This window comes from Geodermatophilus sp. URMC 62, assembly GCF_052931475.1.
Genome location: NZ_JBRFHY010000001.1, coordinates 1,743,313 through 1,767,310, shown reverse-complemented (window position 1 = coordinate 1,767,310; position 23,998 = coordinate 1,743,313). Strand labels below are relative to the sequence as shown.

24 protein-coding genes are annotated in these 23,998 nt (G+C 77.3%); 8 read left to right on the top strand and 16 right to left on the bottom strand.

The genetic code is table 11. The annotated features are described in order from the left end of the window. Positions 1 to 220: 220 nt before the first annotated feature. Both ACU616_RS08440 and ACU616_RS08435 read left to right on the top strand, forming a co-directional pair. Entirely contained in the window at positions 221 to 2,257 is a 2,037-nt protein-coding gene (locus tag ACU616_RS08440; protein ID WP_446758023.1) for an Hsp70 family protein, read from the top strand. Next, complete coding sequence (locus ACU616_RS08435) at positions 2,254 to 4,818, top strand: LuxR C-terminal-related transcriptional regulator (protein WP_446758022.1); 2,565 nt, start codon at positions 2,254 to 2,256, stop codon at positions 4,816 to 4,818. The genes ACU616_RS08440 and ACU616_RS08435 overlap by 4 nt, the downstream gene beginning before the upstream one ends. Here ACU616_RS08435 and ACU616_RS08430 read toward each other — a convergent pair. Continuing rightward, complete coding sequence (locus ACU616_RS08430) at positions 4,815 to 5,087, bottom strand: hypothetical protein (RefSeq protein WP_446758021.1); 273 nt, start codon at positions 5,085 to 5,087, stop codon at positions 4,815 to 4,817. The genes ACU616_RS08435 and ACU616_RS08430 overlap by 4 nt on opposite strands. Before the next feature lie 106 nt (positions 5,088 to 5,193). Here ACU616_RS08430 and ACU616_RS08425 point away from each other — a divergent pair, with 106 nt between their 5' ends. Beyond that, entirely contained in the window at positions 5,194 to 5,832 is a 639-nt protein-coding gene (locus ACU616_RS08425; protein WP_446758020.1) for an MBL fold metallo-hydrolase, read from the top strand. A 25-nt stretch (positions 5,833 to 5,857) separates the two neighbouring features. Here the strand turns inward: ACU616_RS08425 and ACU616_RS08420 are convergent, their stop codons facing one another. The 5 genes from ACU616_RS08420 to ACU616_RS08400 all read right to left on the bottom strand — a co-directional run bounded on the left by ACU616_RS08420 (position 5,858) and on the right by ACU616_RS08400 (position 10,647). Next, positions 5,858 to 6,124, bottom strand: a complete 267-nt coding sequence (locus ACU616_RS08420; protein WP_446758019.1) for a GlsB/YeaQ/YmgE family stress response membrane protein — start codon at positions 6,122 to 6,124, stop codon at positions 5,858 to 5,860. Between the two features lie 112 nt (positions 6,125 to 6,236). Beyond that, positions 6,237 to 6,704: an SRPBCC family protein gene (locus ACU616_RS08415; protein ID WP_446758018.1), complete on the bottom strand. Its 468-nt coding sequence runs from the start codon at positions 6,702 to 6,704 to the stop codon at positions 6,237 to 6,239. A gap of 19 nt (positions 6,705 to 6,723) precedes the next feature. Next, complete coding sequence (locus ACU616_RS08410; protein ID WP_446758017.1) at positions 6,724 to 7,464, bottom strand: GntR family transcriptional regulator; 741 nt, start codon at positions 7,462 to 7,464, stop codon at positions 6,724 to 6,726. A gap of 67 nt (positions 7,465 to 7,531) precedes the next feature. Next, positions 7,532 to 8,890, bottom strand: coding sequence for a metallophosphoesterase (locus ACU616_RS08405; protein ID WP_446758016.1), 1,359 nt, complete (start codon positions 8,888 to 8,890; stop codon positions 7,532 to 7,534). 62 nt (positions 8,891 to 8,952) lie between these two features. Further along, the gene (locus ACU616_RS08400) at positions 8,953 to 10,647 is read right to left on the bottom strand and encodes a CYTH and CHAD domain-containing protein (protein ID WP_446758015.1); all 1,695 of its coding nucleotides are present in this window, start codon (positions 10,645 to 10,647) and stop codon (positions 8,953 to 8,955) included. A gap of 127 nt (positions 10,648 to 10,774) precedes the next feature. On the opposite strand from ACU616_RS08400, the gene ACU616_RS08395 reads away from it, so the two are divergent. Further along, positions 10,775 to 11,962: a DUF2382 domain-containing protein gene (locus ACU616_RS08395; RefSeq protein ID WP_446758014.1), complete on the top strand. Its 1,188-nt coding sequence runs from the start codon at positions 10,775 to 10,777 to the stop codon at positions 11,960 to 11,962. A gap of 27 nt (positions 11,963 to 11,989) precedes the next feature. On the opposite strand, the gene ACU616_RS08390 is transcribed toward ACU616_RS08395, so the two are convergent. Genes ACU616_RS08390 through ACU616_RS08360 form a run of 7 tightly spaced genes read right to left on the bottom strand, consistent with a single transcriptional unit; the run spans position 11,990 to position 17,713 of the window. Continuing rightward, positions 11,990 to 12,745, bottom strand: coding sequence for a nitrilase-related carbon-nitrogen hydrolase (locus ACU616_RS08390; RefSeq protein WP_446758013.1), 756 nt, complete (start codon positions 12,743 to 12,745; stop codon positions 11,990 to 11,992). Next, positions 12,742 to 13,935, bottom strand: a complete 1,194-nt coding sequence (locus tag ACU616_RS08385; protein WP_446758012.1) for a pyridoxal phosphate-dependent aminotransferase — start codon at positions 13,933 to 13,935, stop codon at positions 12,742 to 12,744. Before ACU616_RS08385 ends, ACU616_RS08390 begins: the two co-directional genes overlap by 4 nt. Further along, positions 13,935 to 15,416: an RNB domain-containing ribonuclease gene (locus tag ACU616_RS08380; protein ID WP_446758011.1), complete on the bottom strand. Its 1,482-nt coding sequence runs from the start codon at positions 15,414 to 15,416 to the stop codon at positions 13,935 to 13,937. The genes ACU616_RS08385 and ACU616_RS08380 overlap by 1 nt, the downstream gene beginning before the upstream one ends. Beyond that, positions 15,413 to 15,628, bottom strand: coding sequence for an RNA-binding S4 domain-containing protein (locus tag ACU616_RS08375; RefSeq protein ID WP_446758010.1), 216 nt, complete (start codon positions 15,626 to 15,628; stop codon positions 15,413 to 15,415). Before ACU616_RS08375 ends, ACU616_RS08380 begins: the two co-directional genes overlap by 4 nt. Positions 15,629 to 15,643: 15 nt before the next feature. Beyond that, positions 15,644 to 16,360 carry an MOSC domain-containing protein gene (locus ACU616_RS08370; protein ID WP_446758009.1) on the bottom strand — a complete coding sequence of 239 codons (717 nt, stop codon included), beginning with the start codon at positions 16,358 to 16,360 and terminating at the stop codon, positions 15,644 to 15,646. Position 16,361: 1 nt separating this feature from the next. Continuing rightward, on the bottom strand, positions 16,362 to 17,285 hold the full coding sequence (locus ACU616_RS08365) for an aldose epimerase family protein (protein ID WP_446758008.1): 924 nt from the start codon (positions 17,283 to 17,285) through the stop codon (positions 16,362 to 16,364). Between the two features lie 29 nt (positions 17,286 to 17,314). Then, positions 17,315 to 17,713 (bottom strand): DUF3224 domain-containing protein, encoded by a 399-nt coding sequence (locus ACU616_RS08360; RefSeq protein WP_446758007.1) that lies wholly within the window; start codon positions 17,711 to 17,713, stop codon positions 17,315 to 17,317. Between the two features lie 256 nt (positions 17,714 to 17,969). Between ACU616_RS08360 and ACU616_RS08355 the strand changes: the two genes are divergently transcribed. Further along, positions 17,970 to 19,184 carry a DUF222 domain-containing protein gene (locus tag ACU616_RS08355; protein ID WP_446758006.1) on the top strand — a complete coding sequence of 405 codons (1,215 nt, stop codon included), beginning with the start codon at positions 17,970 to 17,972 and terminating at the stop codon, positions 19,182 to 19,184. A gap of 88 nt (positions 19,185 to 19,272) precedes the next feature. On the opposite strand, the gene ACU616_RS08350 is transcribed toward ACU616_RS08355, so the two are convergent. The 3 genes from ACU616_RS08350 to ACU616_RS08340 all read right to left on the bottom strand — a co-directional run bounded on the left by ACU616_RS08350 (position 19,273) and on the right by ACU616_RS08340 (position 21,682). Continuing rightward, complete coding sequence (locus tag ACU616_RS08350) at positions 19,273 to 20,430, bottom strand: hypothetical protein (protein WP_446758005.1); 1,158 nt, start codon at positions 20,428 to 20,430, stop codon at positions 19,273 to 19,275. Then, complete coding sequence (locus ACU616_RS08345) at positions 20,420 to 20,992, bottom strand: RNA polymerase sigma factor (RefSeq protein WP_446761461.1); 573 nt, start codon at positions 20,990 to 20,992, stop codon at positions 20,420 to 20,422. Before ACU616_RS08345 ends, ACU616_RS08350 begins: the two co-directional genes overlap by 11 nt. A 102-nt stretch (positions 20,993 to 21,094) precedes the next feature. Further along, positions 21,095 to 21,682, bottom strand: a complete 588-nt coding sequence (locus ACU616_RS08340) for a TetR/AcrR family transcriptional regulator (protein ID WP_446758004.1) — start codon at positions 21,680 to 21,682, stop codon at positions 21,095 to 21,097. Positions 21,683 to 21,777: 95 nt separating this feature from the next. Between ACU616_RS08340 and ACU616_RS08335 the strand changes: the two genes are divergently transcribed. From ACU616_RS08335 to ACU616_RS08325, 3 genes are all read left to right on the top strand, one after another. Beyond that, on the top strand, positions 21,778 to 22,941 hold the full coding sequence (locus ACU616_RS08335) for an acyl-CoA dehydrogenase family protein (RefSeq protein ID WP_446758003.1): 1,164 nt from the start codon (positions 21,778 to 21,780) through the stop codon (positions 22,939 to 22,941). A 97-nt stretch (positions 22,942 to 23,038) separates the two neighbouring features. Next, the gene (locus tag ACU616_RS08330) at positions 23,039 to 23,494 is read left to right on the top strand and encodes a DUF1707 SHOCT-like domain-containing protein (RefSeq protein WP_446758002.1); all 456 of its coding nucleotides are present in this window, start codon (positions 23,039 to 23,041) and stop codon (positions 23,492 to 23,494) included. 72 nt (positions 23,495 to 23,566) lie between these two features. Beyond that, entirely contained in the window at positions 23,567 to 23,962 is a 396-nt protein-coding gene (locus ACU616_RS08325; RefSeq protein WP_446758001.1) for a nuclear transport factor 2 family protein, read from the top strand. Positions 23,963 to 23,998: the final 36 nt, after the last annotated feature.

Sequence of the window (23,998 nt, the reverse complement as noted above, 5' to 3'; positions counted from 1 at the left end):
CCCCGGGGGGACCGGGCATGGGGGTGTCGGCCCCTCCCGTGGTACCTCGATGGGGGGTGTCCGCTGACTCACCGTTAGGGGCTGCGGGGTGTCACCCCTCACTCACACCCTGCAAGCCGGAACGGGAGGGAGAAGCGGGACGCGTGTGACGTCCACGGCATACGGTCCTGCGACGTACCGGCGCGGGCGGGGGCCGGGAACGGTGCGACGGGGGGGAACCGTGCGCGACGGCGAGTACGGGCTGGGCATCGACATCGGGGACGGGACGGTCGCCGCGGCGGTCTCCCGCGCGGGCACCGGAGAGCTCCGGCCCCTCCCGCTGGGGGACGGGGGCTCCGGCCCCGCCGCGTACACGGTCGCCGACGACGGCGTCCGTCTGGGTGCGCCGGCGACGGGCGGCACGGCGCACGTCCTGGCGCGGGTCGGCGCCGCGACACCGCTCCACCTGGGGGGCCGCCCCGTCCCCGCCGCGGACGTGCTGGCCGAGGTGGTCCGGCAGGTGCGGGAGACGGCCGGGGCGCAGGAGGGCGGACCGGACGGGTGGACCGTCGTCACGGTGCCGCCGTCGTGGTCCGGTCACCGCCGCGGCGCCCTCGCCGCCGCGCTGCAGGAGGCGGGCACGCCGCGGTTCACGCTGGTGTCCTCGGCCGCCGCCGCCGTCGCGGCGCACACCGCCGCCGGGGAGCTGCCGGACCGGTCGGCCGTCGCCGTGTACGACCTGGGTGCCGCCACCCTCGACGTCGCCGTCGTCGGCCCCGACCCCGGGGACCCCGCCGCCGCGCTGCCCGTGCACCTCGCGACCCCGCCCGCACCGCACCCCTGGGCCGGGCGCGACGTGGACGACCTGCTCGTGGCCCACGTGCTCGGCTGCCTGACCGCAGCGCTGGACGGGCCGGCCGCCGCGGCGCTGCGGCGCTCCTGCACGGCCGCCAAGGAGGCGCTCGCGGAGGAGACCGCCGTGCGGGTGACGGCCGGACCGGAGACGGTGCGGGTCACCCGGGAGGAGTTCGACGAGCTGGTCGAGGGCCCCGTGCGGGAGTCGGCCGCGCGGCTGGCCGCCGCGGCGGAGTCCGCCGGCCTGCGCCCCGCGGACCTCGACGCCGTGGTGCTGACCGGCGGCGGGTCCCGCATCCCCCTGGTCGCCGAGGTGCTGTCCGGGGAGCTCGGCCGGCCGCTGGTCCTCGGCGCGGATCCCGCGCTCACGCCCGCGCTCGGTGCGGCCGGCCTGGCCGCCGCGGCACTCGCCGCCGAGGAGCCGGTCGCCGACGTGCCGGCCGTGCCCGCCGTGGGTCTCGCCGTCGACGCCGGCCGGCCGCCGCACCGCGCGCCCGCCGCCCCACCACGGGGCCCGTCCGGTGCCCGTCCCTCCGCTGCCGGCCCGGCGCGGCCCGGACGGTCCCGCCGCACCCGGCGCGCGGTGGTGGTCGGGTCCCTGCTGACGGTGCTGCTCGTGCTGCCGCCGGCGTTGACCGGGCTGTTCGGCGCCGGGGACACCTCGGCGCCCGCCGCCGGGGACGTCCCGACGGCGCAGGCGGAGACCGCGGAGGACGGCACGGCGCTCCCCGCGGGGGACTCCCTCTCGGTGGCCGGTGCCGCGATCGTCGATCCCGGGGGCGCCTCGGGCGGCGGCGCGGGAAGCGGCCGCACCCGCGCCACGGGCGAGGGGACGGCCACCGACGCCCCGGCCGCCTCTCCCGGCAGCGCCGGCACGCTGCCGGCGACGGCGCCGGGGTCGGCCGGTGGCACCGTCGCTCCTCGCGGCAGCGCGAGCTCGGCGTCGGCCGCCGGCGGCACGACCACCCCGGCGTCCGCCTCCCCGGGCGACACCGCGGGTGCGCGGGGAGTGCCGCCCGCGGGGACGGTGCCGCCCGCGGTGACCACCGCACCCGGGACGACAGCGCCCGGGGGGACGACAGCGCCCGGGACGACAACGCCCGGGACGACAACGTCCGGGACGACGTCGCCGCCGGTCACCTCCAGCACCCCGGACACCGGCACCCCGGACACCGGCACCCCCGACACCGGCACCCCGGCTCCGCCGGTGACGACCACGCCGCCGGTGGAGACCCCCGACCCGCCGCAGGTCGAGACGCCCGACCCACCGACGACGCCGGATCCCGAGCCGGTGACGGACCCCCCGACGACCGGCGACACGGGAACCGACGGCGAGACGACCGGCGACACCGAGATCACCGGCACCGGCACCGGCACCGGCGACACCGCGACCACCGGCGACGCCACGTCGGGGACCCCGTGAGCGCCGGCGCCCGCGTCCACGGCCCGGGTCCGTCCGTCCCGGTCCCGGTGGGGGCCGAGCCGACGGGGCCCGTCGTCCGGGCCACGGCGGCGCGCGCCGTCGTCGTCTCCGGACCGGCCGGGACCGGCAAGACCCACCTGCTCGACGACCTCGCCGCGGCCCACCGTCGGGCCGGGACGGCGGTCCTCGACGGGCGCACCGCCGACCCGGACGGCGTCCCCGGCGGCTTCGTCCTCGTCGTCGACGACGCCCACCGGATGGCCGGCGAGGTCGCCGACCGCGTCCGGCGCGCCCTCGAGCACCCGGGCGGCCGCGTCGTCCTCGCCGCCCGGCCCTGGCCCCGGCCGCCCGAGCTGACGGCGCTCCTGGCCGACGTCGCGGCGGCGGTCCCGGGTGACCGGCAGTCGGTGGTCCTCGGCCACGCCGACCGCGCCCTCGTGGCCGGCTGGGCACGCGCCTGCCTGGGTCCGGCCGCCACCCCCGCGCTCGCCGACGCCGTCCTCGCCCGGACCGGGGGGCTGCCGGCGCTCGTGCACTGCATGCTGCGCTCCCTCTCCCGCCGCGGCGGGCGACCCGGAGCGGGCGACGTCATCCCCGAGGAGGTCCTCGCGCTGCTGCACGCCGACCTCGACGGGCTGGACGAGCCGACCCGCGCCCTGCTGCACGCCGTCGCGGCCGGCGCACCGCTCGACGACGACGTCCTCGGCGGGCTGCTGGACGTGCCCGAGGCGCGGGTCGCCGACCTCATCGCCGCCGGGCGGGCCACCGGCTGGCTGCTGCCCGACGGCCGGGTGGTGCCGCTCGCGCGGGAGGTGCTGCTGGCCGCCACCCCCGCCGACGTCACGCGGCGCACCCGCCGGGCGCTGCTCGGGCTGCTCGTCGCGCGCAGCGAGGAGCCGGTCGACCTGGCGCTGCGCCTGGCCGCCGACCGGGTGCGCGACCCCCGTGCCGCGGCGCTGCTGGAACGGCACGCCGACGCCGCGCTCTCCGCCGACCCCGCCCTGGCCGGGCAGCTGCTGGCGGCCGCCGCCGACAGCGGGGCCCCGGTGACCGGGCTGGCCGCCCGCCGCGCGCAGGCCGCGGCCCTGACCGGCGACCTCGACGGCGCGGTGCGGTGGGCCGACGCCGCCCTCGCCGACCCGGGCGCCGCGGACCGGCCGCGTGCCGCCGGCGTGCTCGCGGCGGTGCTGGCCCGCCGCGGGCTGCTCGGCCGCGCCGCGGAGCTCTACCGCCTGGCCGGCGCCGAGCACGCCGGGTCGGCGGCCCTGGCGCTGCTGGCCACCGGCGACCGCGACGCCGCCACCCGGGTGGTCGCCGAGGCCCGGGGCGCGGCAGCCGCGGTGCCGACGATGGTCTCGGTCAGCGAGGAGCTGATGGCCGAGGGCGTCACCGCCTCGCTGCGGTCGGGCACGGACGCCGGTGACACCGTGGCCGCGGCGCTGTCCACGCTCACCCGCGCCGCGGCGCTGCTGGAGCCGGTCGGCCGGACCGCCCTCCTGGTCGACACCCCCTCGGCGCTGGCCGCCCTGGTCGCCCTGCACTGCGGGGAGCTGACCGTCGCCGGGTCCGTGCTCCAGCGCGCCGTCGACACCGACCTGGGCGGCCGCCCGGCCCGGCCCCGGCACCTGCTGCTGCTGGCGTGGATCGCCATGCTGGCCGGGCGGATGACCCGGGCCCGTGAGCTCGCGGCCGAGGCCCAGGACACCGGCGACGGCGCGCTGGAGCCTCGCGACGAGGTCTTCCTGCAGGCCCTCGAGGTCGGCCTGGCCCGCCGCAGCAGCGACGTCCCGGCGCTGGTGCGCGCGTGGGTGCGGGCACGCGAGGCGGTGGTCCGCCACCCGGTGGACCTGTTCACGCTGCTGCCCCTGGGCGAGCTCGTGGTGGCCGCGGCGCGGCTGCGCGACGTCGACCGGCTGCGCTGCCACGTCGCGGCGGCGCAGGAGCTGCTGCACCGGCTGGGGGACCCGGAGCTGTGGGCCGCGCCGCTGCACTGGAGCGGCGCCCAGGCGGCGATCATCATCGACGACCCGGCCGCCCTGCGGCCGCACGCCGCGGCGCTGGTGGCCGCGGCACGGACCCACCCGCACGCGGCCACACTGGCCGAGGCCGGGCGCAGCTGGCTGCACGTCCTGACCGACGAGATCGACCCGGCGGCGGTCGTCGCGGCGGCGGAGGCGCTCGGGGCGGCCGGGCTGGGCTGGGACGGCTCACGCCTGGCGGGACAGGCCGCCGCGCGGGTCACCGACCCGCGGGTGCGGTCGATGCTGCTGGCCTGCGCCCGGACGCTGGTCGACCCCGCCGACGGCGAGGCGGCGCACGGGGAGGACGGGGAGGGCGCCGCGACGACGACGCCGGTGGCGCCCGGTGCGCTCAGCGACCGGGAGCGGCAGGTGGCGCGGCTGGTGGTGGAGGGGCGGACCTACCGGGAGATCGGCGGGCGGCTCTACATCTCCGCGAAGACCGTGGAGCACCACGTCTCCCGGATGCGCCAGCGCCTGGGCGCCGGCACGCGGTCGGACCTGCTGGCCCGCCTGCGCGCGGAGCTCGCCGAGGGCGCCTAGCGGCCCGCGGTCGACGGGCCGCCGGTGAGGACGACGCAGGGGGCGCACACGTCGCGGGTCGACGCCGGCCACTCCTCGTCGAGGCTGACGCGCGCCAGCGTGCCGCAGAGGGTGAGCTCGCAGGCGCCGTCGACCTCGGTGGCCGGGCGGTGCAGTTCCACGGCGTGCCAGAGGGCGGCCGTGGGGCCGTGCGCGCGGCTGCGGGCGGCGGCGTAGGCGGTGGTCGCGAACGCGGTGGGGGCGCTGGTCGGGACGGTCGGAGCGGCCATGCAGGAGAGGTCGGCAGCGGCGGGGCGCCGCGGGAGGCCGAGGAGCGCGGCACCACCCCTCCGGGTGAGGCGGCGGCCCTCCGCCCGTGGCGGCAGGATGCCGTCCATGGAGCTCACGAAGCAGGGGCACGCCTGCGTGGTGGTCAGCGACGGCGACCGGCGGCTGGTGGTCGACCCAGGGGCGTTCACCGACCCGGCGGCGCTCCAGGGGGCCTCCGCCGTCCTGGTCACCCACGAGCACGCCGACCACGTGGTGCCCGAGCGGCTGCGGGCGGCGCTGAAGGCCGACCCGGCGCTCGAGGTGTGGACGAACCCGTCCGTCGCGGCGCTGTTCGAGGGGCTCGGCTCGCGGGTGCACGCGGTGGGCGACGGCGACGCGGTCACCGCCGCGGGGTTCGAGGTGCAGGTGCACGGCGAGTGGCACGCGGTGATCCACCCGGACCTGCCGCGGGTGCGCAACGTGGGCTTCCTGATCGAGGGCCAGGTGTTCCACCCCGGCGACGCGTTCACCGTGCCCGGGACGCCGGTGCCGACGCTGCTGCTGCCGCTGCACGCGCCGTGGTCCAAGGTCGCCGAGGTCATCGACTACGTGCGGGCGGTGGAGGCCGACCAGGCGTACGCGGTGCACGACGGCCTGCTCAACGACACGGGGCTGGGCCTGGTGACCGGGCTGCTCGGTGAGCGCGGCCCCGGCACGCCCACCCCGTTCAGCCGGCTGGCCGCGGGGGAGTCGGTCGACCTGTGAGGCCGGCCGGCTCCCCCGGCGGACGTCAGCGCCGGATGGCGCGGTTGTTGCGGCCGGCGATGCCCTCGGCGACGCCGACGAGCAGGACGGCGGCGATCACGGCGCACACGAACCCCAGCACGTTCAGCTCCCAGATGGAGCCCGTCCGGAAGAACTGGGCGATCAGCCCGCCGATGAGCGAGCCGACGACGCCCAGCGCGAGGGTCGCGAGGATCCCGAGGTTCTGCTTGCCCGGGACGATGAGGCGGGCCAGGGCACCGATGACGAGCCCGGCGACGAGGAAACCGATCACGACTGTCCTCCAGGAGGGGGATGCGGCACCCGGCCGGTCGCCGGGTGCTCCTGAGCTTCCCGTACCCGCGGCACTCGCGGTGACGCTCCCGTCCCCCGTGTGGTGGACCACGTCAGTCGGCGGCGACCTGCTCCAGGTGCGCCGGGAGCTTGGCCAGCTCGCCGTCGACGGTGCGCTGGACCATCCGCTGCAGCGCCGTGCGGGAGAGCCGGTCGGCCAGCCGCACGCGGCGCGGCTGGTGCGTGAGCGTGACGGTGACCCGCGTGCCGCCGGCGTCGGCGTCGGCGTCGGCGAGCTCGATGCGCGTCGTCCAGGTCTCCGGCGTGAGCTCCAGGCGGGTGGTGACCACCCGCTCGGGCTCCCACTCGACGATCTCGCCGCGGGGCGCTCCGGCACGCGGCGTCTGGCCCTCGGGCAGCGTCCCCGGCACGCAGACGAACGTGGTGCCGGGGCCGGCGGCCTCGCCGTCGACGACGTAGGAGACGTCGCAGACCGCGCAGTAGGGCTCGAGCACCGCCAGCGCCCGCCACACGCGGCTGCGCGGGGCGGCCACCTCCCGACTGCCGCTGGCCGTGGTCACGCTCCCGACGGTAACCGGCTCAGCGGCCGGTGACCGAGACCTCGAACTCGACCTGGCTGACGTCGGGGCGCAGCCGGGAGAAGCTGTGCACCAGCGGGTGGCCGGCGCTGTCGCGCACGGTGGTGCGGACGACGAGCAGCGGTGACCCGACGGCGATCCGGAGCAGGTCGGCCTCGTCGGCGGCCGCGGTGCCGACGTCGACGACGATCCGGGCGTGGGCGAGGTCGGCGTCGTACTCGCGGCGGAGGAAGTCGTAGAGCGAGCCCTCGGTGAAGTCCTCCTCGGCGGCGCGCGGGTAGAGCGTCGCGGGCAGGAAGCTGTGCGCCACGTGGTTGGGGGCGCCGTCGACGCTGCGCAGCCGCTCCAGCTCGACGACGTCGGTGGCGACCTCGAGGGAGAGCTCCGCGGCCACGGCCGCCGTCGCCGGGACGACGCGCTGCTGCAGCACCGCCGTCCCCACCTGCGCGCCCTGCTCGGCCATCACCGAGCTCCACCCGGCGATGCGGTGCACGAAGCTCTCGCGGTACTCGTGCCGGATCGCCGGGCGGGTGACGTAGGTGCCGCGGCCCTGCTCGCGCACGAGGTGGCCGTCGATGACCAGCCCGTCGACGGCGCGGCGCAGGGTGATCCGGCTGACGCCGTACTCGGCGCACAGCGTCGGCTCCGGGGGCAGCAGCGCCCCCTCGGGCATGGCCCCGACCCGCCGCCGCAGGTGCTCGCGGACCGAGAGGTACTTCGGTCCTGCCGTCGCCGCCGTCACAGGTGCCAGCGTAGGCGCAGGTAGACGTCTGCGGACGTCATGTCGTATGAGACGTCTGTGGCGCTGCTCACCCGGCGCGCAGCTCGACGACGGTGACCTCCGGGCGGGCGCCGACCCGCATCGGCGGTCCCCAGTACCCGGCGCCGGCGGTGACGTAGAGCTGCGTGCCGCCGTGCTGCGAGAGTCCCTCGACGGCGGGCTGGTCCAGGCGGATGGCGTAGTCGAAGGGCCACAGCTGGCCGCCGTGGGTGTGCCCGGACAGCTGCAGGTCGACCCCGGCGGCCCGCGCCTGATCGACCATGACCGGCTGGTGGGCCAGCAGGACCACCGGGACGGCGTCGTCGCGGCCGTCGAGGGCGGCGTCGAGGTCGGCACCGTGGCCGGGGAGGCCGGAGGCGGCCGCCGTCCGGTCGTCGATGCCGGCCAGGTCGAACGCGGCGCCGCCGCGCGTGACGGGCACCCGCTCGTTGCGCAGCACCTCGACGCCGAGCGTGGGCAGGTGGCGCAGCCAGGCGGTGGTGTCGACGAAGTACTCGTGGTTGCCGGTCACGAAGTAGACGCCCTGCTCGCTGACCAGGTCGGCCAGCGGGGCGACGTCCTCGCGGAGCTGGTCGACGTCGCCGTCGACGAGATCGCCGACGATCGCCACGACGTCGGGGCGCTGCGCGTTGACGGTCTCGACCAGCCGCTCGAAGCGCCGTCCGCCGTAGGTGGCCGAGAGGTGGCCGTCGGAGAAGGTCACGATCCGCAGCCCGTCGAGGGCCGGGTCCAGGCGCGGGAGGGCGATCGGGACCCGGCGGACGACCGGTGCGGCGTTGGCGAGGTACGCGCCGGTGCCCGCGGTGCCCAGCGCCACCGCGCCGGCGGTCAGCGCCAGGCCGCGGGCCAGGAGCAGCCGGCGGGACGGGTCGGGGACGCCGTCCCCCTCCCGGGGCGCACCGCCTCCCGGTGCCGTGCCGGCCGCGGCGGGGTCGCCGTCCGCGGCCGGGTGCTGCGCGGGCACCGGCCGGAGCTCCTCGGCGGCGCGGCGCCGCCCGGCCCGCCGCAGGACCCGGGTGACTCCCCAGCGCACGGGCTCCAGGGCGAGCAGCGCCAGGAACAGGTAGAAGACGGTGCCCAGCCAGCTGAAGCCGACCCACTGCAGGGCGGTGCTGACGGCGGAGTCCTCGCGGCGCAGCAGGACCGCGCCCATGGGCAGCAGGGTGAGGACGGCGGTGAGCAGCGTGAGCCGCCGGCGGGTGCGGCCGGGCCGGGTGGTGCCGCGGACGAGCCGCCACCACACGTAGCCGTGCAGGACCAGCAGGGCGAGGAGGACGACCGTGCCGAACCCCAGCAGACCGATGAGGGACAGGGTCAGGACCTCCTGCGCCTCACCGCTGGCGAACCCGCGCCGGGACCCTGCGAGGGGGCCGCTCCGGCACGTCACCGGCCCCGCGGCGGGACCCTGCGCGCAGGCCGCCGGTGCGGGCCGGTCGGACGGTGGACAGGTTACGCCTGGGCGGCGGCGCGGACGGCGGCCCGCAGCGACGGCTCGAGCGCCCAGAACGCCTGGTCGGCCCGCTCGGCGCGCCACTCCTCCAGCGCGTGCAGCCGGCCATAGGTGAACGTGTCCTCCCCCGCGCCGGTGGCCGCCGCGGCCAGCCGCGTGCACACCGCCCGGGCGACCACGGTGTCCTGGGCCTCGCCGAGCACGTCCTGCACCTGCTTCGTGCAGGCGACCAGCGCCTCGGCGGGGGTCCCGAGCAGCGGGGCGGCGACCTCGGCGGTGTAGCGCACCCGCTTGGCGGCCTTGCGCACCTCGTGCAGGGCGTGCTCCTCCGCCTCGGAGGAGCCCGGCACCGTCTCCTGCCGCCCAGTCCCGGTCCCCTCCCCCGCCTCCTGCTGCGCCTTCTCCCGCGCCTCGGCGGTGCGGTGCCGCAGCCGCTTGCCGGTGCGCCGGATCGCGTCGGCGAGCACGGCCGGCGCCGGCTGCCCGGCGGCCTCGGCCAGCGGCGGGTCGGTGAGCAGGGCGTCGAGGGCGTCGAGCAGCTGCAGGTGCCGCCGGTCCGACAGCGCCCGGACGGCGGCCCTGCGGCCCTTCTCGTGGTCGGCGACGGTGGTCGACCGCAGGCGCGCCACCACCGGTCCGCGGACCAGCTCGGGAGGCTCGGCGTCCACCACCGCGCGCAGGTGCTGCAGGGCCACCTCGCCGTCCCGGGCCGCCGACAGCCGGGCGCCGGTCACCTGCAGCTCCGCGCGCAGCGGCTCGGTGGCGGCGCGGTCGAGCACCGGCCGGAACGCGGCCAGGATGCTGCGCAGCCGCCGGCAGGCGACCCGCAGGTCGTGGACGCCCTCGGGATCGCCGGTGCGGACGCCGATGTCGGCGGTCTGCAGGGCCCGGACCTGCGTGCGGACGGCGGCGAGCACCACCTCGGCCGCCGTCGGCGCGGCCCGTCCGGCCTCCGCCCGCTTGCTGCCCTTGCGGGCCTTTCCGCCCTTGCCGCCCTTCCCGCTCCTGCCGCGCTCGGGTCCGCCGTCCCCGTGGTCGGCCGCCGGCAGCCGCGGCGGCGCGGGGGTGAGCTCGGCGAGCCGGTCGGCCAGCACCCGGGTGAGCTTCGAGGGGGAGTCGGAGAGCGCGATGCCCGCGCCGGTCAGCGCCGCGGTCACGGCGTCGAGCAGGGCCTCGTCGCCGTCGACCAGCTCGACCTCGAGCTCGCGCCACGTCGTGGTCGTCGAGGGGGCGTCCGCGTCGGGGGCGAACGCGGTGCCGGTGACGGTGTCGCTCGCGACCTCGGCGAGCACCCGGCCCTCGGCGTCGAGCAGCGGCGTCACCAGCCGGGTGGTCCGCAGCGTGGCCACCGGCCCGGGGCGGATCCCGCGCAGCACACCGGTCACCGGCTCGGTCACCGCCCGCGGCACCACGCTGCGGCGCGGGCCGAGCGGGGCGTGCACCTCCCGGCGCGACCCGGCGACGGCGGTGGGCAGCTTGAGGTGCCAGCCGGCGTCGGTGCCGCCGGTGCGGCGGCGCAGCGTCACCCGCGCGCGGGCCAGCCGGAGGTCGGGGGTGTCGTAGTAGGTGGCGTCGAGCTCGTGGGTGACGACGTCCCCCACCGTGGCGACGCCGTCGACGGCCGTGAGGTCGGGCAGGACGGCGTCCGGTCCCGCCTCGAACTTCCGCTCCACCTCGAGCTGTCCGCTGCTCACGCCGTCCTCCTCAGCCGGTGGTCCCTCGACCGACCGTAGGTGTGACGGGGGTGTCGGGGCACGTCGGACCGGGCACTCCTGCGCCTGAGCGACGCCAGAGCAGGCGACGTGCGAGGAGGCGAGCAGCGTGTTGAGCGAGCGAGACCTGTCCGCAGCGGTCGGCAGCACGGCGCAGGGACCGGACGGCGAGAAGATCGGGACCGTCGAGAGCTTCTTCGTCGACGACCGCACCGGCGCACCGACCTGGGTCGCCGTCAGCACCGGCCTGTTCGGCACACGGCACTCGATCGTCCCCGCGACGCAGGCCAGCTTCGCCGACGGCGTGCTGCGGGTGCCCGTGAGCAGGGACGCCGTCCGGCACGCCCCCGCCGTCGGCGGTGACCACCTGGGGCCGGACGAGGAGGCGGAGCTGCGCCGGCACTACGGCCTCGACACCGACACCGACACCGGCGTCGACAGCGGCACCGACACCGGGCTCGGCACCGGGCTCGGCACCGACGGGCCGGCGACCCCGGTGACCGGCGGGCGCCCGGTCGACGACGCGCATGCCGCCCGGGACGACACCGCCCGGGACGGCACCGCCCGGGACGACACCGCGACCATGGGTCTCGCGGCCCCGACCACCCCCATCGACCCCGTGGCGGCCCCCGTCCCGGGGACGGTCCCGGCAGCTCCCGCCGCGGGGGCGGCCCCGGCTGCTCCCGCCGCGGGGGCGGCCCCGGCCGCTGCGGCGCCGGGACGGTCGACCGACGGCGCCATGACCCGCAGCGAGGAGCAGCTGCGGGTGGGCACCGAGCAGGTCGCCGCCACCCGCGTCCGGGTGGTCAAGTACGTGGTCACCGAGGAGGTGCAGGTGACCGTGCCGATCCGCCGCGAGGAGGTCCGGGTCGAGGAGGTGCCCCTCGACGCCCCCGACCCCGGCCCCGGCGAGTCGCTGGCCCCCACCGGCGGCGCCGCGGTGCCGGGCTCCGCGACCGGTACGGGCAGCGGGGTCGGGACGGGGACCGGCGTCGGCGCCGGCCTGCCCGAGGAGATCGTGCTGCACGCCGAGCGCCCGGTCGTGACCGTCGAGGTGGTGCCGGTCGAGCGCGTCCGGCTGCGGACCGAGCTGGTCGGCGGGCAGGAGCGGATCACCGAGCAGCTGCAGCGCGAGCAGATCGTCGTCGACCAGACCCCGGCGCAGCAGCCGGCCACGCAGCAGCCGCCCGTGCAGCAGGGCCCGAGGCACCAGGCCCCGGCGCCCCAGGACCCGACGCCCCAGGCCCCGGCTCAGCAGGGCTCCGTGCCGCCGACCCCCACCCAGCAGATCCGCTGAGGCGCGCTGCGGCCCCTGCGGGGTCCGTCAGCGGTCGGCGAGGAACTGGAAGCGCTTGCGGGTCGCGGCCACCTCGGCGGCGTCGACGTCGGCCAGCACGAGGGTCTCCCCGCCCGCGGCGGTGGCCAGGAGCTCGCCCATCGGGTCGATGACCTGGCTGTCGCCGGCGTGCTCGATGCCGTCGCCGCCGGTGCCGACCCGGTTGCAGGCGACGACGTAGGCCTGGTTCTCGATGGCCCGCGCCCGCAGCAGCGTCGTCCAGTGGTGGCGGCGGGTGGCCGGCCAGTTCGCCGTCACCAGGTAGACGTCGGTGGTCTCCGCCGCGCTCCAGAAGGCGTCGGCGAAGCGCAGGTCGTAGCAGATGAACGGCGTGATCCGCAGGCCGCCGATCTCCAGGCTGACCGGTGCGTCGCCGCCGAGGTACCGCTCGGCCTCGCCGCCGTGGGTGAACGGGTGCAGCTTGCGGTAGCGGTGCACCGTGCCGTCGGGCCCGGCCAGCACGAGCGAGTTGTACGGCAGCTCCTCCCCCGGCGCGATCTCCGGGCAGCTGCCGGCCACCCAGACGCCGTGCTCGGCGGCCTGCGCCCGCAGGAAGCCCGCGGACGGGCCGTCCTCGGGCTCGCCGATGCCCGGCGTCATGGAGAAGCCGGTCGAGAAGGTCTCGCTGAGCAGGACGAGCTCCGCGCCGGCGGCGGCCGCGCGGGCCACCTGCGGCGCCAGCCGGGCGTAGTTCGCCTCCCGGTCCTCCCAGACGATGTCGTGCTGGACGACCCCGATCCTCATGCCGCCATCCTCCCCAACCGGGCGACCGCCTCGCCCAGCACCTCGTCGCGCTTGCAGAAGGCGAAGCGCACCAGCGGGCGGCCGAGGTCGGCGTGCCCGCGCGTGTAGAAGACCACCGACGGGACGGCGACCACGCCGGCCCGCGCGGGCAGCTCGCGGCAGAACGCCAGGCCGTCGCCGTCGGGCTGCACCCCGCGGACGTCGACGGTGGCGAAGTAGGTCGCCTGCGGGCTGACCGTCGGCAGGCCGGCCCCGCGCAGCCCCGCGACCAGGACGTCGCGCCGCCGCTGCAGGTCGGCGGCGATGCCGGTGAAGTAGGCGTCGGGCAGCCCGAGCCCGGCGGCGATGGCCGGCTGGAAGGGGCCGGCGTTGACGTAGGTGAGGAACTGCTTGGCGGTCCGGACGGCGGCCACCAGCGGCGGCGGGCCGCAGATCCAACCGACCTTCCATCCGGTCGTGTTGAACGTCTTGCCGCCGCTGCCGACGACCAGCGTCCGATCGCGCATGCCGGGCAGCGTGGCGAGAGAGACGTGCTCGGCGCCGGCGAACACCAGGTGCTCGTAGACCTCGTCGGTGAGCACCAGCAGCCCGGCCTCCAGCGCCACCTCGGCGACCAGGGCCAGCTCGGCGCGGTCGAGCACCTTGCCGGTGGGGTTGTGCGGGGTGTTGAGCAGCAGCAGGCGGGTGCGGGGGGTGACGGCGGCCCGCAGGTCCGCGGGGTCGAAGGTCCACACGCCGCCGTCGGTGTCGGCCGGTGGCGGGGTGAGCGGCACGGGACGGACGACGCCGCCGGCCATCGCGATCGCGGCGGCGTAGCTGTCGTACATGGGCTCCAGCAGCACCACCTCGTCGCCGGGCTCGACCAGCGCGAGCAGCGCCGCGGTGAGCGCCTCGGTGGCGCCGGCGGTCACCAGGACCTCCGTGTCGGGGTCGTAGGTCAGGCCGCGGAAGCGCGCCACGTGCGCGGCGACGGCGGTGCGCAGCTCCGGGGTGCCGGGGCCGGGCGGGTACTGGTCGGCTGCGGTGCCGATCGCCGCGCGGGCGACGTCGAGCACCTCGGCCGGGCCGGGGGTGTCGGGGAAGCCCTGCCCCAGGTTGATCGAGCCGGTGGCCACCGCCAGCGCGCTCATCTCGGCGAAGACCGTCGTCCCGAAACCCTGCAGCCGCTCGGCCAGGTACGGCTCGGCCATCACTCCCCCTCCACCGAGAAACGCACCGTCCGCCGGTCGACGTCGGCCTCCGCCAGGCGGACCCGCACCCGCGAGCCGGCCCGCAGCCCGGCCCCGGTGCAGCGGGCCCGGATGGCCAGCTCCTGCAGGACGACGGTGCCCCGGTCGCCGTCGGCGTCCACCACCACCGCATCGAACAGCGCGCCCTCGCGGCCGGCGAGCAGCCAGGCCTCGGTGGCGTCGACGGCGGCGCGCTCCACCGCCCGGGTGCGCCGGTCGGAGGCGGCCATGAGCGCCGGCAGCTCCGGCAGCGCGGCCCGGACGGCGGGATCGGGCACGGTGTCGGCGGCCAGCGCCAGGCACACCTCGGTGGCGAACCGGTCGGCCAGCCGGCGCAGCGGCGCGGTCACGTGGGCGTAGGGCGCCCCGACCCCCGCGTGGCCGGTCTGCTCGGGCGCGACGCCGTCGAACGCGGTGTAGGCCGCGCCGCGCAGCAGGGCCGCCGCCTCCTCGAGGAAGGCCGCGTGCCGGGCGTCGGTGACGTCGAGGCCGGCGAGCACCTGCCCGGGGCCCGCGCCGGCCGGCCAGTCGACGCCGAGCGCGGGCGCCAGCCGGCGCAGCCGGGCGACGTCCTCGGGCCGGGCCGGCGGCAGCGTGCGCAGCAGGCCGACGCCGCCGTCGAGCATGAGCCCGGCGGCGACGCGGCCGGTCAGCAGCGAGATCTGGGCGTTCCACCCCTCGACCGGCAGGTCGCTGCGGGCGACCAGCGTCCAGCCGCCGCCGTCGGTCCGGACGACCTGCTGCTCGGGGGTGCCCAGCTCGATCGCGCCGCGGGCGGCCGCGGCCCGCTCGAGCAGCGCTCCGAGCTCGGGCAGCAGGGCGATCGGGTCGGGCAGCGTGCCGGCGTCGGCCTGCGCCTGGACGTCGGCGTAGGCGAGCTGCGCCCGGCTGCGGACCCGGGCACGGCGCAGGTCGACCGCGCGGACCTCGCCGTCGGCGTCGAGCCGGATGGTCCACAGGGCGGCGGCACGCACCTGGCCGGGCAGCAGGCTGGCCGCGCCCTCGCTCAGCACCGGCGGGTGCAGCGGCACGCGCCGGTCGGGGCTGTACAGGGTCTGGCCGCGGCGTCGGGCCTCGGCGTCGAGCGCGCCGCCGGGGCGCACGACCGCGCCGACGTCGGCGATGGCGTAGCTGACCAGGTAGCCGCCGGCCTCGCGCTGCAGGTGCACCGCCTGGTCGAGGTCGCGGCTGCCCGCGGGGTCCACGGTCACCAGCGGCAGCTCGGTGGCGTCGAGCTCCGGCAGGTCGGGGGCCGCGGCCGCCCGCTCGGCCTCGGCCAGCACCTCGGGCGGGAAGTCCTCGGGGACGTCGAACTCCGCGCGGACGGCGGCGAAGTCGGGCCCGGCCGGCGCGTCCTCGGGCCAGCGCGGCACCGCCAGCGGCAGCGGGACGCCGTCGTCCCCGGCGGTCGCCCCCTCGGCCCGGTTCCACGTGGAACTCACGCGACGCGCACGTCCTCGGCGCCCTCGATGGACACGACGTCGCCGCGGCGGACCTGCCGGCCGCGGCGGTCCTCGGCCTCCCCGTTGACCCGGACCGCGCCGGTGACCAGCACGTCCTTCACCTGGGCGCCGGTGGGGACGGCGTCGACCAGCTTGAGCAGCTGGCCGAGGCGGATGGACTCCTCACCGGGACGGAGCTCGACGGTGCGCACCCGGCCATGGTGCCTTCAGGCCGGCGTGAGCGCGTCGCCGACGGCCACCCGGCCCGGGACGGGCACCAGCGCGCCAATCGCCAGGTCCCCGTCGCGCTCACGGTGGATGGTCCTGAGCACCGAGGTGTCGCGGCCGATGCCGCCGGGCTGGGGCCGGGTGACCATGACGCAGCGGCTCACCGGCCCGACGACGTCGAGCACCGCCGTCCCCAGCCGGACCGTCGTCCCGACCAGCCCGTCCTCGCCGTCGCCGGCCAGCAGCACGTTGGACCGAAACCGCCGCCGGTCCCAGGCGCCCAGCGTGCCGGTGGAGACGAGCGAGACCCGGATGCCGGAGCTGTCGTGGAAGGCCCCGCGCGCGCCCTCGAAGGCCTCCCAGTCGCCCTCGTCGTCCTCGTCGTCCACCGCCGGGACCTCGTACAGCCGCGGGCCGCGCTCGGCCCCGGCCGCGCGCAGGGTCACCGGCCGGCCGAGCCAGCCGGACAGGACGGCGTCGTCGGCGGTGACCGTGCCGTCGGGCAGCACGACGTCCACCCCGCCGTCGTCGCGCAGCCGGGCCGCCGCGAACAGCAGGTCGGGCACCCGGCGGGCGGTGAGGCCCAGGCCGGTGGACCGGTCGAACAGCGCCCACTGCCGGTCGCCGGTCAGGCCCTCCGGCCCGACGTCGGCGGCGTCGACCCGCTCGCCCTGCAGCGACTTGACCGGGTAGCGCCACAGCTCCTGCACGCGCACGTCAGGCTCCCGTCCAGGTGAGGGTCCACGTGCCCGACCACGTCTCGGCCGGGTCGAGGACGACCAGGTCGACGCCGTCGGCGAGCGCGTTGGGCGGGCAGGTCATCGGCTCGACGGCGAGGCTGCGGCGGCGCTGGCCCTCGGGGAGGGTGTCGCCGCTGTAGACCTGCAGCCACGGCCACGCGCGGTCGACGGCGAGCTCGAGCTCACCGGCGCTGCCCCGGAGCCGCACCCGGGCCCAGCCGTCGCCGTCGCGCTCGAGGTCGGTGACGGCGTCGTCCAGCGCCCGGTCGCCGATCCGGCCGACGGCGCCGTCGAAGGGACGGCGGGTGCCGGTGGGCAGGCCGCCGTCGAGGTCGAGCGCGGTGCGGGCGGGGACGGTGAGCTCGGCGTCGCCGATCCCGCCGTCCCCGGTGGCGCCGACCGACAGGTAGGGGTGCATGCCGGCGCCGAACGGCGCCGGGCGGTCGCCGGCGTTGCGCACGCGCACGGTGACGGTGAGCCGGTCGGGGGCCAGCAGGGTGTCGACGGCGGCGGCCAGCCGGAACGGGTAGCCCGGCCGTGCCTCGACGACGGTGCCCACGGTGAGCGCGTCGGAGTGGCGGGCCAGCACCTCCCACCGCTGCCAGGTGACCAGCCCGTGCGCGGCGGGCTTGCCGGGGGCGGCGACGTCGAGCTGCAGCTGCCGGCCCTCCCACGTCCACCGCCCGTCGCGCAGCCGGTTGGGCCAGGGCAGCAGGACGCCGCCACGCCGCCCGACGGGGACGGTGCCGGCCGGGTAGCCGTCGAGGACGTCCCACCCGCCGGCGGTCAGCGCGCGCAGCCCGCCGCCCCGCAGGTCGACGGCGAGCCGCGCGTCGCCGCTGACCAGTTCGACGTCGGCCGGCTCGGTGGTCGGCCAGGCGGTCATCGGCGGGATGCTCATGTCAGGCAGCCCACCACACCCGGTGGCGGTCAGCCCAGCTCGTAGTCGAGTACGAGGACGGCACCGGACTCGTCGTGGGTGAGCTCGACCGTGCCGCGCAGCCCGGCCAGCTCCCCCGTGCCGGTGCCGGGCAGCACTACGCCGGACGCCCGGGAGTCCGCCCCGTCGACCACGCCGCTGTGCTGCAGGACGACGGTGCCGGCGCGACCGTCCAGCGCGCCGGTGATCAGCTCGACGGCGGTGTAGCCGGCGGGCGTCTCCCCGACGCTGACCGACGTCATGGTCACCACGCTGGTGCCGGTGAGGGCGCCGGAGAAGGTCTTGCGCAGCGTCACCCGCCCGAAGGCGACCGGGCCGGGCTCGCCGAGCGCCAGCGGCTCGGGCTCGAAGCCGGTCACGTCGAACGGGATGCGGACGACGGTGCCCACACGGACCTCCTGGACGTCGGGACGGTGGTCGCAGCCTGCCCCACCCCACCGACGGTCCGCGTCCCGCCGACTCGCGGTAGCGGCGCCTCGAGCAGCGCTCGGGCTGTTCCTGCGGTCGTCCACAGTCACGCTCTCCCACTCACGTGAAGCGGTCCGGCGGATCTGTGGACGGAGCTCTGACCTGCGAATTCAGGTGGCCAGGGCCTGTCGACTGCGATATTCTTCGCACAGGTGTTCGAACGGATCGGGAGGTGTCGTGGACGAGCTACTGGCGGTCATCGACGCCCTCGCCGACGACGACCTGACCGTCGTGTTCGGCCCGCAGCTCAACGCCCGCCTGCGAATGCTGCTGACGGCCAGCAACAAGCTGGCCGCGCTCTTGGCCCGGACAGTGCGACAGGGGGAGCTGGCCCAGGCCGCCGAGCACGACGGGCTGAAGAGCATGGCGTCGTGGCTGCGCGGGCACGGACACGTCTCCTCCGCTGCCGCTGCCCGGCTGGTGACGACGGGCCGGGCGCTGGAACAGCTGCCCGCGGTCGAGGGTGCCTTCTCGGCCGGGGCGGTGACCGGCGAGCAGGTCGCCGCCATCGCGCCGATCGTCGCTCCGGAGAACGCGGCGAAGGCCGCCGCGCAGGACGTCGACCTCGGGGAAGTCGACGCCGCACTGGCCGTGGTGGCCGCCGCCAAGCCGCACAAGGAGCTCACCGAGGTCGTCGCCGGCTACCTCGCCCGGCTCGACCCCGACGGACCCGAGCCCGACCCCACCGAGAGCCGCCGGTTGTCCATGGCCCGGCACGCCGACGGGTCGCTGTCCCTCCGCGGGGAGCTCGACGCGATCGGCGGGGAGAAGCTGCAGGCGGCGCTGGAGTCGCTGGTGCAGGCCGGCCGGTGCGCCGGCGACGATCGCACCCGCGCCCAGCAGCAGGCCGACGCCCTCGTGCAGCTGGCCGACAACGCCCTCGCCGCCGGCACTCTCCCCACGCTGCGCACGGTGAAGCCACACGTCGCCGTCGTCATCGACCTCGACGACCTGGCCGGCCCGGCCACCGGCCCCGCGACGGGGCGGATGGGCTTCGGCGCGACCATCTCTGCCGCCCGCGCCCGCTGGCTGGCCTGCGACAGCACCGTGAGCCGAGTCGTGTTCGGCCCCGACGGGGCACCCCTCGACCTCGGCCGCGAACAGCGCCTCGCCGACCGCCACCTGCGGCGCGCGGTGGAGCTGCGCGACGGCGGGTGCGTGTTCACCGGGTGCGACGCCCCGACCTGGTGGGCGGAGGTGCACCACCTGGTGCACTGGCTCGACGGCGGCGAGACGAACCTGGACAACTCCGCCCTGCTGTGCGAGCGGCACCACACCAAAGTCCACCACGGCTTCCGCATCGAACGACAACCGGACGGCCGATGGCGCACCTGGCGCCCCGACGGCACTGAGATCCGCACCGGACCACCACTCCTGCAACCCGCCGCCTGAGCGCACCCCCGACCCCGCAGTCCCGCACCCTCCCGCCGTTGCACGTGGAACGGCGGGAGGGTCGACGTGCGCGGTCAGGAGTCCGCGGTCAGGAGTCCGCGGTCACCTGCTCTCCGATCTGCAGCACCTGGTCCTGGGTCAGCTCCTGCGGCGCCAGCAGCAGGAAGCACCGGCCGTTCGGGAGCCGGCCGGCCAGCGTCCAGGAGCCCGGACCGCCCGCGTCGCGGCCGGCGGCGAGCAGACCCGGCAGCCCCTGGACCGTCACCGGCTCCGGCGGGCCGGCCAGCGGGGTCCCCTCCAGCAACTCGTCGAGCGTGCCGGCGTACTGCGGGCCGACGAGGCTCAGCCGCAGCAGAGAGTCGGGGTCGGTGTCGCTGACCAGGTCCAGGCTCCGGCTCTCCTCGTAGCCGCCGACCGACCAGCCGGCCGGCGCCAGCCCGAACTGCAGGCCCACGGGCTGCGGCCGGTCGACGATCGACCCGCCCAGCCCGACGAGTGTCGCGGTGTCGGCCTGGGCGCCCTCCCCCACCAGCGAGACCCACCGCCCGTCCGGCCGCTGCCACAGCAGGCTGACGGTCCCCCGCTCGCGCCACACGGTGGCCTCGGCGCCCTGGACCGTCACCGTCCCGGTGGGGTCCCCCTCCGGCCGGAAGCCGTACTCCTCCGACGACCGCGGGTCCTCGGGGTAGACACCGAGCAGGACCCGCCCCGGGTCGGCCACCGCGGGACCGGTGTCCCCGGACACCAGGGACGTCGGCTCGTAGTCGGCGACGAAGAACGCCGGCGTGCTCCCGTACCGCGGCAGCCCGCCGCGGCGGCTGAACAGGGGTGTCAGGCCGTCGGGCACCTCGGCCAGGGACAGCGGGAACGTGACCTCCTCGGCCGCCACCAGTGCGATGCCATGACCCGGGGTCGTGGCGGTCGGCGTGGCCGTGGGTCCGGCCGGCGTCGCCGGCGAGCCCACCAGGACGGCCGTCGTCCACGCCGCCGCGAGGACGAGCACCGCCGTCGTGGCGCGGACGAGCGTCCTCCGGTGCGGGCGCCGCCGGGGTGTGCCGCGGGCCGCCTGCGCGTCGGCGACCAGCTGGCGCGCGGCCACCACCGACGCCGGCTCGTCCGCCACGAGCGACAGGCCGGCGTCGGCCGTCACCAGGTCGAGGAACTCCTCGGGCAGGTCGGGCAGGTCGGCGTCGCGCACCCCGGCCGCACCGGCGAGCAGGACGTCCAGCTCTCGGTCAGTGGTCACGGTCGCCCTCCTGGACGTCGTCGGGCGTACCGAGGAACGCGCGGAGCCTCGTCCGCGCCCGGTGCAGCCGGACCCGAGCGGTGCCGGGCGCGATGCCGAGGGCGACGGCGGCCTGCGCGGGGGTGAGGCCCTCCCAGGCCACCAGCGTGACCAGCTCCCGGTCCTCGGCGGAGAGCCGGCCGAGGGCCTCGCGCACCAGCCGGAGCTGTGCGCCGTCCTCGTGCGCCGCCGCCGGGTCGGGCACGACGACGTCGGTCATCGCCTCCGCCAGCCGCTCCCCCAGGCGGTGGGCGCGCCGGCTGCTGCGGGCGGCGTTGGCCAGGCACAGGCGGGCGATGCCGAACAGCCACGGCCGGACCTCGTCGTCCGCCGGTGGCAGGTCGGCCCGCCGCCGCCAGGCGGTCGCGAAGGTCTCGGCCACGACGTCGAGCGCGTCCTCCCGGGACGCCGCCCGCCGCAGCGCGTAGCCCAGCACGGCGGTGCCCGAGGCGCGGTAGGCCGCCTCGAGGCGTTCCTCCGCGGACACGGGCGGGTCGTCGGTGGCCGGCGGCGGCCCGTGCATCGCGACCACACCCCCTCATGTCCGGCTCGGGCCGATCGTTACGCCGGGCGGGACGACGGTCACGGCGCCCGGCCAGCGCGGGGCGGGGCAGGAAGGCTCAGGTCACCGGCTGATGCCGTGCAGCAGCAGCGCGGCCAGCTCCCGGTAGGCGGCGGCGTCGTCCAGGCCGGTGGCGCGGGCGGTGTCCCCACGGCCGATGCGCAGCATCAGCGTGGTGACGGTGTCGGCCACCAGGGCCGCGTTCACCTCCCGGAACCGCCCGGCGGCCACGCCGTCGGTGATCAGCGAGCTCACCCGCTGCGCGGCGACGGCGGTGTTGTGCTCGTACACCGCCCGCGCCGGCGGGAAGGCCTCCAGGTCGCGGTGGAAGGCCCGCGACGCCGGTGTCAGCGCCCGTGCCACCGCCTCGAGGTAGGCGGTCACCCGCCGGGCGGGGTCACCCTCCCCCGCGGTCCGCGCCTCGACCGCCTCGGTGGCCCGCCGGAAGAAGTGCCGCACCACCCGGACGGCGAGCTGCTCCTTGCTGTCGGCCAGCGCGTACAGCGTCGTCTTCGAGCAGTGCAGCCGGACGGCGAGGTCCTCGAGGGTGAAGCGGGCGAAGCCCTCGGCGAGGAAGAGCTCCTCGAGCTGATCGAGCAGCTGCGCCTGCCGGGCGGTCAGCTGCCGCTCACCGCTGTCCGTCGTCGTCACCGCACCTCCCGGTCCGACAGCATGCGCCTGGACGCAGGACCGTACTGCGGTATCGTCCTCGGTACTGTCGAACCGTCCGCACCGAGGGGGACACCGTGGCCGTCGACCGGGAGCTGCCCACGCAGGAGGCCGCCGACCTGATCGCGCTCACCCGCGAGCTGGCCGACGCCGAGCTGGCGCCGCGGGCCGCGGAGTACGAGCGCGAGGAGCGCTTCCCGCGGGAGGTGTTCGCCACGCTCGGCGAGGCCGGCCTGCTGGGCCTGCCCTTCGGTGAGGACGTCGGCGGCGGCGGCCAGCCCTACGCCGTCTACCTGCAGGTGGTCGAGGAGCTGGCCATGCGCTGGGCCAGCGTGGCCCTGGGCGTCAGCGTGCACACCCTCGCCTGCGGCCCGGTCGACCGCTTCGGCACTCCCGAGCAGCGCGAGCAGTGGCTGCCCGCCATGGTCGGCGGCCGGCTGCTCGGCGCCTACTGCCTGTCCGAGGCGCACGCCGGCTCCGACCCCGCCGCGATGCGCGCCCGCGCCGTCCGCGACGGCGAGGGCTGGGTCGCCACCGGGGAGAAGGCGTGGGTCACCCACGGCGGACGCGCCGACTTCTACTCCACCTTCCTGCGCACCCCCGACGACGGCGACCGCGCCATCTCCTGCTTCCACCTCACCCCCGACCTGCCCGGGTTCGGCGCCGCGCCCCCCGAGCAGAAGATGGGCCTCACCGGCTCCACCACCGCCGCCATGCGCCTCGACGACGTCGCCGTCCCGGCCGGCCGGATGGTCGGCGAGCCCGGCCGCGGCCTGGCCATCGCGCTGTCGGCCCTGGACTCCGGCCGGCTGGGGGTCAGCGCCGTCGCCGTGGGCCTGGCCCAGTCCGCCCTCGACGTCGCCGTCGCCTACGCCTGCGAGCGCGAGGCCTTCGGCCGGCGGATCGTCGACCACCAGGGCCTCGCCTTCCTGCTCGCCGACATGGCCGCCGCCGTCGAGTCCGCCCGCGCCACCTACCTGGTCGCCGCCCGCCGCAAGGACGCCGGCCTCCCGTACTCGCGGCAGGCCAGCATCGCCAAGCTCGTCGCCACCGACGCCGCGATGACGGTCACCACCGACGCCGTCCAGGTCCTCGGCGGCGCCGGCTACACCCGCGACCACCCGACCGAGCGCTACATGCGCGAGGCCAAGGTCATGCAGATCTTCGAGGGCACCAACCAGATCCAGCGCATGGTCATCGGCAAGCACCTGGCGAAGGAGGCCACCCCCGCCAACGGCTGAGGGTGCAGGACGCACGGCGGATCCGTGACGTCTGTCAATGGTGGCGGCCACCACCGCGGGAAAGACTCGGGCCACACCGCCTGACGAGGAGCCCGAGATGCCCGAGCCGCACCTGCGCGCCAGCGACACCGACCGCGCCGCCGTCGCGACGACCCTGGACCGGTCCCTCGCCGACGGCCGGCTGGACCTGGCCGAGTACGAGGACCGGGCGGCGCGCGCCTCCGCCGCCCGCACCTACGGCGAGCTGGCCGAGCTCACCGCCGACCTCCCCCGGCCGGCCCGCACCGAGCCGCGGCGGTCGCCGGTCCACCAGGCCGTCCACGCCGGCGCCTGGCACGGCGCCTGGGGGCACGACCTGCGCGCCGCCTGGACCGGCTGGCTGACCACCGCGGTCATCGTCGTCGGCATCTGGCTGGTGTCGATGCTGGCCACCGGCGACCTGCAGTACCCGTGGCCGGTGTGGGTGCTCGGCCCCTGGGGCGTCGTCCTGCTGGCGCGCACGCTCGGCGAGCGCCGCGGCCGGGACGACGACCGGCGGCGGCTGACCGCCTGAGATCCGGTGCGGGTGCGTCCGCGACCGGCCGGGTAGCCCCAGGGGGACCGCAGCCCACCCCGGGAGGACCCCGTGCACACGCTCACCGAGCGCTTCACCGACGCCCTGCACCACCTCGACGCCGAGCGCGATCCGCAGCCCATGGTCGACCTGACCGGTGAGGACGCCGACCTGGTCAAGCTCAACCAGACCCACGAGGCCCACGGCCCCGAGGGTGCCCGCCGGTTCTGGGAGGACTACCGCAACGTCTTCGGTGACCTGGAGACGACGTTCACCTCGAGCACCGTCGGGGAGAAGACCGCCGCGCTGGAGTGGGAGTCGCGCGGCACCCTGAGCAGCGGCAAGCCCTTCACCTACCGCGGCGTGACCGTCATCGAGGGCGACGGCTCCGACGACGGCAAGCTCACCGGCGTCCGCACGTACTACGACTCGGCCGCCTTCCTCCAGGAGACCGCCGGCACCGCCTGAGCCGCGACACACCGAGCCGGGAACGCGAACGGCCCC